The following is a 5,542-nucleotide window of genomic DNA, read 5'->3' on the forward strand; positions in this document are numbered from 1 at the left end:
AATACCGATGCAGAAGGACGATTAGTTCTCGCCGACACGCTTACGGTGGCGAGTGAAACAAAGCCGGAGTGGATTATTGATGTGGCCACTCTCACCGGCGCCATCAAGGTGGGGTTGGGTGATGGTTTACCCGGACTCTTTGCCAACAACGATAAGATTGCAGGGCAGATCCTGATGAAGGCTCAGGCCTCGGGAGACAACTGTTGGAGAATGCCGCTCGATCCCGGTCAGAGAAGTAAATTGAAGTCTGAGGTCGCTGACTACATTAACGCCGTCGATGGTTTTGGAGGCGCAGTAACGGCCGCCTTATTTTTAGAGGCTTTTGTTGAGGGAACTCCGTGGGCCCATCTTGATATTTATGCGTGGGCGAGTTCGGCGAGTGGAGCGTTCTCCGAAAAAGGAGGATCTGGTCAAATGGTCCAAACCCTCTGTCACTTTTGCGAAATCAATTAATTTTTGTTTTCTCGTCTAGTTTTCTCGGCGACCGGTGACATCCGCTTGAAGTTTTCGCGCCATGCGATCCATTTGCGTTTTGACATCGACCTCTCCACGCATAAAATCTAAAGGCTCATTCTCGACATCGTCGAGACCTTTAGAGCGTACGCCAAGTGTTTCGTCATCCACGTTGGGGTCCATGGACTCGGCCGTGAGATCTTGATCGCCAATGATTTGTTCCATATCTTCTTGATTCTCTGTAGCCTCTCCGGGAGAGAGATCTGTAAATGTCGGTGTATCTGGGGTTTGCATGGTGGCTCCTTTTAGTTGCGTTGAAGGGTTGGATTCTCGGGGTTTGTGACTCGCGAAACTTTGCAAATATAACTGAGATCAAGGTTCACTTTGTGAGAGGGTCTATTCCAAAAGTCATATTGAGAGCCGGTGATGCTAAATTCATATTTTGCGTACATCGAACCATTCACTTGAGGGTAAAACTGAAACTTTTCTAAAACGACCGCGTCGGGGGCAAACCCTTCCTTAACAAACGGGATAGTTCTTTCTTGGACCATTTTTATACTGGAGCAACGGTGCTCCTTAGTGCGTTCACAACTGAGGGCTGTCTCTGGCGCGAAATCTTGTGTCTCTCGAGAGAGGTAAATATTAAATCCGTCGCCTTGCTCTTCGACCATAAAGGTGAGCGTAAGGGAAGGACTTGCGTTGGGGCGATGAGTTTTAAAAGTTTCGAGCAATTCCCGCTTAGGTCGCAACAGAGTGGTGGCGGAAACGCAGGACATTAAGTAGGAGGGTTTACTCTCAAAGATTTGGCGAAGCTCTGAGTAGGTGAGAGGTTCGGTTTTTGCGATGTGTTCGGTGTAGATATCTTCGGATGTCACGGTATTGACTTTTTTGTTTTCGGCGGCGTGGAGATCAAAGGCGAAAACGATCGATGCGATGAGCGTCAGTGCAATCACAAAGTAAATTTTACGAAACGGGTAAGACGACATATGAGAATTCCTCCAGGTTGAGCTGCAGTAGAGCAACTCCTGTGCCTTGCCATGGCCCCTGCCAAGTCGACCCTATGGAGTCATCTGCTTAAAATCTGAGAAATTTGCTACGGCATCTAGGAAAAATGCCCCTCTCTCAAATTTTGGATGACAGCAATTCTATCTCTCAGGAAGATCAAGTATGCGGTTTATGATTTTACTTTTTTTCCTGATTTCGGCTCAAAGCGTTTCCGCCCAGCTGATGGCTGAAAAAGCTCTGCAAAGTTGCGCGCCGGAGCTGCAAAAGTTTTGTCCTCAAGATAAGAGCCCTCGAGAAATTTTGGAATGCCTAAGAAAAAACGACGCCCAACTTTCTCAAGTGTGCAAAGAGAGTTTGCAGCGTTGGACGCAGGCGGCTCGTCAGGCCTCTGCTCGAGGCGGCGGTGCTCTCGCCTCGCTCGGAGGGATGACGGGCTTTACTCCACCCACACCGATAGTGACTTACGAGGGTCGTTACGTTCCCAGAAAAGACACTCCGGCTCTCAATGAGGATCGTCTTAATTTTTCCTCTCCCGTGTTCCGCAATGAAAAGGATATGGTGACAATGTCGCTGGCGGCAAGCCGATTGCATTTTTCGGAGCCTCTGGTGCTCGACTCGTTGGTGCGAGTCGATCCTAATTTGTATCGGTTAGAATTCGGAGCGCAATACACGCATCAGTTGGAAGAGAAGAAGAGTTACTCTTTGCGAGGATCTATTGGTTACGCCGGAGACGAAGTTTTTAAAAAAGGGAGAGATATTTCTTATAGTTTGAGTGGAAGCTACAGCTTTCCCACGTCCGAGACGACAGCCTGGTCGTTAATCGTCTTCTTTTCTAACAACAGTCCTTTAGGAAATTTAGTTCCCATTCCAGGATTTTTATACTCCACGCGGGGCGAAAAATTTAATGGTATATTCGGATTGCCGATATTGGCGCTTCAGTGGACACCCAGTTTTCCTTGGTCCTATTCGCTGACGGTCTTCGGTCCGATGGTGCTGGCCGAAGCGGCTTACGGGACGATCGATAATTTTCAGATATTTTTAGGTTACCAGTGGATGCGACAGCTTTATCTGTTAAAGGATCGCACAAAGAGCGAGGATCGTCTCACGCTGATGGAAATGCGGAGCATGTTAGGATTGCGAACTCCGATCGCGGAATTTTTAGCGAGCGAATTTCAATTGGGATACACCTTTGAGCGCTCGGCGTTCATCGGCGATGGTCTGTTTGATGATAACGGGGGACGATTAAGACTAGACCCCGGTTTGTTTCTCAATTGGAATTTGCGTTATATCTTTTAATTCGATTCAAGAGCCTAGCCCCTGGTCCAACTGCATCCATTCCGTTTCTCAAATTGAGACGAACACTCTAAATTTAATCATGGAAACTCCGATAAGAAAGTATGCTAAATTGTCGGTATTTCAGTTCTATTTTTATAATCTCCGCGACAATTTATTCCTTTTGTTTTTCGGCGCTCGCGCAAAGTGTTCCCGCCAGTTTTGTTTATCAGGGGCAAATCACAAAATCGGGAGGTGTTCCTCTCGAGGCGAATCCTGTCGTCTTTAATGTTCGTATTTATTCCCCGGTGAATGATTGTCTGATGTACGAAGAGCAACACTCCGTAAATATGCTGGGGAGTGAGGGCGTGTTCTCCTTGAGTATTGGTGCGGGAATTCGCTCGGGCTCCGATTACGAAGACACTTCAAACATTATTAGTATTTTTCAGAACGGAGTGAGTTTTACGGGGATTACAACGTGCTCTGCAGGGACGTCTTACAATGCGCTGACAGGACACACCCGGAAAGTTCGAATCGCTTACAACGATGGCGGTGGTCAGGTGACGCTCGCCCAAGACTTTCATCTACAAACAGTTCCTTACGCTTGGTATGCCAACTCTCTCCAAGGACTGAGCGCTGCTAATTTTGTGCAAATCAATCCTGGACAAAATATCACGCAAGCCAATCTTGAGAACTTACTTGGGGGTACAAATTATAACACCCTCTACAACTTGGCCTCAGGAACTTCGACAACGCCTCTGTCTTTAAACAATCAGCAGATCAAAAATTTAGCGGATCCGACGCTGGCCCAAGATGCGGCTACAAAAAACTACGCCGACACAAAGATTGCCGGAGCTAACATCGACGTCAGCGGCGTCGGCGCGGGCGTCGGTGATGGTCGAGTTCTGTCTTGGAACGCCACGCTCAATCGCTGGGAGGCCATCACGCCGAGCTCCATTACAGATTCCACTAAGCTGCCCCTCGCCGGCGGAACTATGGCGGGGAATATCAACATGAATGGCAATCAACTCTTGAATGCCGGCCACATGACTCTCCAAAATTTATCCACCATCACTTTAGGAAAATTCGACAGCACTCAAGAAACCGCTCTCGTGGGAACACTGGCGATCGGTAACAAGGGCGCCACCTGGTACAACAGCACCACCGATAAAATCATGTACTGGGATGGAAATAGTGCAGAGGTTGTCGGTAACGGCAGTGGTGCGGGAGATATCGAAGGTATTGTGACCAACGCGGGATCCGCTCTTTCTGGGGGCGCGACTTCGGGGACGTCAACTCTCGCGGTGGTGGTTGACGGCGCGACGATGGAAGTGAACGGATCCAATCAACTGCAAGTGAGAGATGGTGGGATTTCTGGGGTTAAACTGAGCGCAAGCGCTGTGGACTCTTCGAAAATTGCCGATGGTTCCATCGTCGATGGGGACGTGAATGCATCGGCAGCCATTGCGTGGACAAAGATCAATAAGACGGGCGCAACGGCGGCCGATGTGGGCGCTGTGGCTCCGTCCAGAGCTGTGAATACAAATACAGGATCTGGTTTAAGTGGCGGCGGAAATCTCTCGGTCGACCGAAATCTTTCCGTCAATGTCGATAACAGCACTCTCGAAATCGCAACGAACACTTTGCAAGTGCGAGACGGGGGAGTAACGAATGCTAAAATTGTTTCCGTCGGCGTTACAAAAATTTCGTCGGGGCCGGCGGAGTATTTTTCGTATTTCCCAGGTGGATCCGAGTGTACGAACAATTATACGCTCATTTGGGATTCCACTCTGGATCGTTGGATCTGCGGCGCTCTTCCAACTAGCTTTAATGCGTTAGCCGATACCGATAACGACACACGAATTCAACTCGAAGAGTCCGCCGACGAAGATCGCATCCGCTTTGACACCGCAGGCACCGAGCGAATGATCATCACCGAGGCAGGAAATGTGGGAATCGGGACAGCGACTCCATTAGTACCTCTCGCCATAACGGCGAACCCCTCTGACGTTGTTCTTCGACTCCAGAGTCGTACGACTCCCGCGTCGTATTACACCGAGTTTACGCAGGTGGATGGGGGCGCAAGTATTATAGGAAACAATAGTGATCTTGATATTGGGACTAGATCTCATCGCACATCTTTTGTTGCCGGTGGCGGTGGATTTGCGGGAGCATTTTCGTTTCGAACCCATGCTAACATGTCTTATGCAGCGGCTCCGGGATTCTACACGCCGTTTATTTCTGGATCCGTCGTATGGGATCCGACCAGTGGTTCTGGTAACTTTAGCGTTTTAAATCTCTCGCCGACGATCAACCAAACAGGAACGGCGTCGGGGAGTTACACAGGTATTTTGTTGAACGCCATAGAAACATCGGTTTTAGGAACAGCAAATCGACTCATGGATTTGCAAGTGGGCGGAGCTAGCCGCTTCCTCGTGACGAACACGGGGAATGTCGGAATTGGCTCTACATCCCCGACAGAAAAATTAGATGTCGATGGAATTGTCAAAGCCACGGGATTTGTCGGGCCAATCACTGCCACAAGTTCGACATCGGCCAGCGGTTACACAATAAACACAGATAGCGATAATTCCTCCTCTGACGGTGGCTTTAATGTTCAAGTGAACGGAGCAGACCGTTTTGTGGTGAACTCCGAAGGACTTGTTGGCATCGGTGGAGCGGCACCCTCGGCGGGTGCATCTATTACCCTAGCTGCGATCGATGGCACCAACGAAGGGGCGCAGATCAACTGGGTCGGAGCCGGCGCCTATGACCGATGGTCGCAGGATGTTTATCAAAACAATATGCGGTT

The 5,542-nt window shown here is 49.3% G+C and carries 5 protein-coding genes; 3 read left to right on the plus strand and 2 right to left on the minus strand.

Annotated features, from left to right (window positions below):
• Window positions 1–453, plus strand: a 453-nt coding sequence (locus K2Q26_12800; protein MBY0316398.1) for a leucyl aminopeptidase family protein, incomplete at its 5' end; no start/stop codon positions are given.
• A 15-nt stretch (window positions 454–468) separates the two neighbouring features.
• Here K2Q26_12800 and K2Q26_12805 read toward each other — a convergent pair.
• Window positions 469–747, minus strand: coding sequence for a hypothetical protein (locus K2Q26_12805; protein MBY0316399.1), 279 nt, complete (start codon window positions 745–747; stop codon window positions 469–471).
• A gap of 11 nt (window positions 748–758) precedes the next feature.
• Entirely contained in the window at window positions 759–1,439 is a 681-nt protein-coding gene (locus tag K2Q26_12810; GenBank protein ID MBY0316400.1) for a hypothetical protein, read from the minus strand.
• Window positions 1,440–1,629: 190 nt separating this feature from the next.
• Here K2Q26_12810 and K2Q26_12815 point away from each other — a divergent pair, with 190 nt between their 5' ends.
• Entirely contained in the window at window positions 1,630–2,754 is a 1,125-nt protein-coding gene (locus tag K2Q26_12815; protein ID MBY0316401.1) for a hypothetical protein, read from the plus strand.
• Window positions 2,755–2,855: 101 nt separating this feature from the next.
• Window positions 2,856–5,542, plus strand: a 2,687-nt coding sequence (locus K2Q26_12820; protein MBY0316402.1) for a hypothetical protein, incomplete at its 3' end; no start/stop codon positions are given.

It is taken from the genome of Bdellovibrionales bacterium, assembly GCA_019750295.1.
Lineage (GTDB): Bacteria > Bdellovibrionota > Bdellovibrionia > Bdellovibrionales > JAGQZY01 > JAIEOS01.